6 protein-coding genes are annotated in these 4,774 nt (G+C 66.9%); 4 read left to right on the top strand and 2 right to left on the bottom strand.

Translation table 11 applies throughout. The features are described from left to right. From HY703_03315 to HY703_03300, 4 genes are all read left to right on the top strand, one after another. A partial coding sequence (locus HY703_03315; protein MBI4544207.1) for an efflux RND transporter permease subunit occupies positions 1 to 1,721 on the top strand: 1,721 nt, incomplete at its 5' end. A 54-nt stretch (positions 1,722 to 1,775) separates the two neighbouring features. Beyond that, entirely contained in the window at positions 1,776 to 2,996 is a 1,221-nt protein-coding gene (locus HY703_03310; protein MBI4544206.1) for a hypothetical protein, read from the top strand. A gap of 264 nt (positions 2,997 to 3,260) precedes the next feature. Next, the gene (locus tag HY703_03305; protein MBI4544205.1) at positions 3,261 to 3,698 is read left to right on the top strand and encodes a hypothetical protein; all 438 of its coding nucleotides are present in this window, start codon (positions 3,261 to 3,263) and stop codon (positions 3,696 to 3,698) included. Continuing rightward, positions 3,695 to 4,072, top strand: a complete 378-nt coding sequence (locus tag HY703_03300) for a DUF5615 family PIN-like protein (GenBank protein MBI4544204.1) — start codon at positions 3,695 to 3,697, stop codon at positions 4,070 to 4,072. Before HY703_03305 ends, HY703_03300 begins: the two co-directional genes overlap by 4 nt. An 11-nt stretch (positions 4,073 to 4,083) precedes the next feature. Here the strand turns inward: HY703_03300 and HY703_03295 are convergent, their stop codons facing one another. Together HY703_03295 and HY703_03290 are read right to left on the bottom strand one after the other, a co-directional pair. Continuing rightward, positions 4,084 to 4,308: a hypothetical protein gene (locus HY703_03295; protein MBI4544203.1), complete on the bottom strand. Its 225-nt coding sequence runs from the start codon at positions 4,306 to 4,308 to the stop codon at positions 4,084 to 4,086. Next, positions 4,259 to 4,492 (bottom strand): PAS domain-containing protein, encoded by a 234-nt coding sequence (locus HY703_03290; GenBank protein ID MBI4544202.1) that lies wholly within the window; start codon positions 4,490 to 4,492, stop codon positions 4,259 to 4,261. The genes HY703_03295 and HY703_03290 overlap by 50 nt, the downstream gene beginning before the upstream one ends. Between the last annotated feature and the right edge of the window lie 282 nt (positions 4,493 to 4,774).

Below are 4,774 nucleotides of genomic sequence, written 5' to 3'. Positions count from 1 at the left end.
TTAGCCTGCTGGCCAGCCTCTTCGTCGCGTTCACGTTCATTCCCGCTCTCGCGTCCCGGATCCTGGGAAAGGGGGAAGGCGCGCGCTCGCGCGCGGCGCCTCACACGCCCTTCTACGTCCGCTTCTATGCCGGACTGGTCGGCCTGACGCTGCGCCACCCCTGGGTGACCCTGGCGCTGGCCCTGGCTGGGCTGGGCGGCTCCTACCACCTCTTTGACAAGTACGTCAGCCGTGGCGTGCTGTGGGGCAGGTGGTGGGGCACTGACACCTATATCTCGATCCAGATCTCGCTGCCCCGAGGCGAGGAGCTCGAGCGCACCGACGAGCTGGCGCGCTACTTCGAGGCGCGGCTGCTGGCCATGCCCGAGGTCGAGCGCTTCGAGACACGGGTGCGGCCGCAGGCGGCCAGCATCCGCGTGACTTTCCCGGACTCGCTCGAGACGACCGCCGTGCCGCTGGTCATCAAGGAGCAGCTCGTCGCCTTTGGCTATGGCTTCGGCGGCGCCGACGTCCACGTCTACGGCTTCGGCCCTAGCTTTTACGGCAGCGGCTCGAGCCCGCCCAACTACTCCATCCAGGTGCTGGGCTACAACTACGAGACGGTGCGCCAGATCGCCGAAGGCCTGGCCCGCTCGCTGCGCCGCTTCTCCCGCATCCGCGATGTGGACACGAACGCTTCCGACCGCTGGTTCCAGCGCGACAAAGCGACGGAGCTGGTCCTGCGCGTGGACCGCCGCCGCCTGGCGCTGCACGACCTGAGCGCGCGCGATGTGGCGTTGCGCGTCAACGCCGCAGTGCAGGGGCAGACGCGCCGGGCGCAGCTCCGGCTGGCAGGCGAGGAGGTCCGCTTCGCCGTCAAGCTGGAAGGGCATCGTCGCCTGGACCTGCTCGAGCTGCAGAACCTGCTCATCCCCGCGCCCACCGGCGAGGCGGTGCGGCTGGCGGACGTGGCAACGCTCGAGGAGCGCCAGGTGCTGAGCCGCATCCTGCGCGAGGACCAGCAGTACCAGCGTCGCGTAGCCTACGAGTTCCGCGGGCCGCCCAAGCTGGGCGACAGGGTGCACGAGGCCGTGATCGGCTCGACCAGTGTTCCGCCCGGCTACAACATTGTGGGCAAGGAGGAATGGCGCTGGTCCGTCGAGGAGAAGCGGCAGATCTACGGCGTGCTGGCTGTGTCGCTGGTGCTGATCTTCATGACCACGGCCGCGTTGTTCGAGTCACTGCGCCAGCCGCTCTGCGTGCTCTTAGCCGTGCCCATGGCGCTGATCGGCGTGTTCCTGATGTTCTTCTACACGGGCGCGAGCTTCACCCGCGAGGCCTATGTCGGCGTCATCATGATGGGGGGCATTGTGGTGAACAACGCGATCCTGCTCATCGACCACGTGAACCAGCTCCGGCGCGGCGCGGGACTGGCCCTCGAGTCCGCCATCCTGCGCGGCACCCTCGAGCGCGTCCGGCCCATCCTCATGACCAGCGCCACCACCGTGTTCGGGCTGCTGCCGCTTGTGCTCTTCAGCGGGGCGGCCGACGCCAACATCTGGAACGCGCTGGGCTACGCGCTGATTGGCGGGCTGACCAGCTCGACCCTGCTGGTGCTTACGGTCACCCCCGCGCTCTACCTGCTGTTCGAGCGGCGGCCGGAGCGGCGGCGGCTGACACGGCTTCGAGCGGGACATGAAGCCGACGGGCTGGGTGTCCGGCCGCTGACCAGCGGAAACTGAAGCTGCCAGCGAGCATTGCAAAGCAGTTCGGCCTTCCTGAACGCAGGAGGACGGGTGACGACGACGGCTGCTCGGAAATACGGACGACTTCTGGCGCACCTGGCCGCCGCTCTTGTGCTCGCAGCGTGCGGCGCGGGCGACCACGCCGACGGGCGTTGGGTGGGGACGGCGGACACGCTCCCCGGCGGCACTGTGCAGGTCAGCAACCCGGCCACCGGGGTTTGGGACTCCTCGACGGCCTGGCGACTGGTCGAGGAGCTCAGGATCGGCAGCCTCGAGGGCGCAGGGCCGGAAGTTTTTGGTCAGATCGGCGACCTGAGCGTCGACGAGTACGGCCGGGTGTACGTCCTCGAGACGCAGGCCAGGGAGATCCGCGTTTTTGCCGCCCACGGAGAACATGTCCGCACGATAGGGGAGAAGGGCGGGGGACCGGGCGAGTTCGAGTCCCCCGTGGGGATGGAATGGGATCCGCAGGGGCGCCTGTGGGTGGTCGACCCGGCCAACGCACGCTATTCGGCCTTCGATACGGCTGGCGCCTTCCTGACCAGCTATCCTCGGCCGATTGCCAGCCATAGCGTGCCCTGGATGGGCGGCGTTGATACCGCGGGCCGGCTCTATGACTATCTTTTCGTCTTCGGCGCCGCCGGCAGCCTGGTGCGGTTCGGCCCTGACCTGCAGCCCGAGGACACCTTCGACCTGCCCTATCATCGGGGAGAGCGATTCGAGAAGACCTCGGTCTCGAAGGGCGGCGGCATCAGCCGAATAGCTGCTTCGGTTCCCTTCACAGCCGTGCTCGAATGGCTCTTCGATCCGAGAGGCTATCTCTGGTTCGGCGTGAGCGACGCGTACCGCGTCTACCAGCGGCGCCTGGAAGGGGATACGGTTCGGATCATCGAGCGGCAGTATGAAGCCGTGCCCCTCACAAGCAAGGACAGGGAAGACGCCCTCGAACGTCTCAAATGGTTCACCTCGCAGGGGGGAGAGGTGGACCTTTCGCGACTTCCGGACCGCAAGCCCGCCTTCGCCGATTTCTTCGTGGATGCGGACGGCTTCCTCTGGGTGAACCCATCGGTGCCGGCCGGAGAAGAGCACGCGCCCTGGGACATCTTCGATCCCGAGGGGCGCTACCTGGGGCAGATCAGGCCGCCGTTTCGCCTGTCTTCCACGCCCCCGCCCGTCGTGCGGGGCAACCTGTTGTACGGGGTCACCCGCGACGAGCTCGACGTCGGCTACGTCGTCCGCGCCCGCATTGCAGGCAAGGGGGGCTCGTCTTGACGCGAATGACGCCCCTGTGCCGGGTCCACACTAATTTCGGGTTCGGAGGCTATAGCCCCTTCATCGTCCGGGGAGATCAGCTCTACGCCGCCACCTGGGGTGAGCTGGGCGTGAACTACGTAGTCCGCGCCCGCATCCTGGGGCAAGAGCGGGAAGGCGCTACGGGGATGAGCCTCGCCGGGCAGCGGTTAGAAGCCCCCCCGCTTGCCGCCTCGTGTACAATGTATTACAATGCATTCAGAGAGTCGCGGAGCGGAGGTGTTGATGCCAGCCGTACCCCACAGCCTGCGCGTGCCAGAGGAACTGGACAAGGAGATCAACCGTGAGTTGAAGCGGCGGGGGGAGCGCGAGTGGTCGTCGGGTGTGCTCTCGCTGGTGGAGGAGGCTGTGCGCATGAGTCGCGCTCCGGGGATTGTTTTCGTGGAAGGTCGTGGAGGTCGACGGGCGGCCGTTGCGTTCTCGGGGCTCGAGGTGTGGGAGATCGTAGCGACCTGGAAAGAAGCTGGGGAGAACTGGGGTGTCCTTCGCGAGTCGTACGCAGAGCTTTTCGAGGCGCAGCTTCGCGCGGCCCTGAACTTCTACCGTCTCTATCCTGGGGGGATCGACGACCGCCTCGAGCTCGAGGCGTACTGGACGCCTGATCGTGTGGCGGAGGAGTTCCCCTTTACGCGACCAGCCGGTAGCGCCACGGAACGTGGGTGAGTGCAGCCGCGGCGGCTTCACTGCGCTTTTACCTGGACGAAGATGTGCCACTGGCTGCTGCGCAGATTGGACGCTCTCTGGGCCTGGACATTGTCAGTGCGCACGAAGTTGGACCTACGCCCCGGCCAGATGAGGTGCATCTGGCGCTTGCCGCCGCCGCTCAGAGAATTCTGGTCACGTACAACCGGAACGACTTTATCGAGGCGACCCGCGATGCGTTCGCGGCAGGCAAGGCGCATGCGGGTGTTTTGATCCTGACACACAAGTTGCCACGCAAGGGGTCGCGGGTTGCGCATGCGCTGGTTCGGTGGGCGCGCGGGTCCCGGGCGATGGAAGCGCTGCAGCCCTACGAGATCCGCTTCCTTTCCCCGTAGTTCGGAGCGGCTCAGATGATTCGCCCCGCCTTCAACACGGCCAGAAACTCCGCTTTGCCGCGATTCGCTGCTTCCGCCTGGGCGCGGGCGCTCTGCTCGCGGAGCAGTTGGGCCTCCCGATCTTCCGCCTGCTTCCGTTCCGTGATGTCCTGCCCCGTGCCCACCATGCGCACGGGCTGACCACGCTCATCCAGTACCACGAGGCCGCGGCCGTGAAGGGGTTCGCACGCTGCCATCGGGGCGCACGATGCGGTGCTCGAAGTCAAGCGGTACGTGCTCACGGTAAGTTCGCTCGACCAGGCCCCGCACCCGATCCCGGTCCTCGGGATGTACCCGCTCCAGGAACCCCTGATAGGTGATCGGCACTTCGCCCGGCGCCAGGCCGTACACGCGGTAAAGCTCGTCGGACCACGTCACCACGTTGGGCGCGATATCCCACTCCCAGCTCCCGATGTGCGTGAAGTGCTGCGCTTCCGCTAGCCGCGCGGCCAGTTTGCGGGCGCCCTCGATCTGCTGCGCCAGCTCAGCGGCTTGCCCTTCCAGCCGTTGAGCCAGCTCGACGGCGGCACTTCCTTGCCGCTCGGCCCGCTGGCGTGCCTGGCGCAGCGACCCCGTGATCAGGCACGTGCTTCATCCCGGGGTCATGAGCAACCAATGCCTCAGAACCCAAGTGGCGAGCCGCCTGCCCGGGCAGCTCAGTGG

This window comes from Gemmatimonadota bacterium (genome assembly GCA_016209965.1).
Taxonomy (GTDB): domain Bacteria; phylum Gemmatimonadota; class Gemmatimonadetes; order Longimicrobiales; family RSA9; genus JACQVE01.
This window is presented reverse-complemented; position numbering and strand designations above follow the sequence as displayed.

What these genes read in the sequence shown, in the direction of transcription:
- HY703_03295 (MBI4544203.1), bottom strand. Translation starts at nt 4,308, where the DNA reads ATGGCAGCGTGCGAACCCCTTCACGGCCGCGGCCTCGTGGTACTGGAT.
- HY703_03305 (MBI4544205.1), top strand. Translation starts at nt 3,261, where the DNA reads ATGCCAGCCGTACCCCACAGCCTGCGCGTGCCAGAGGAACTGGACAAG.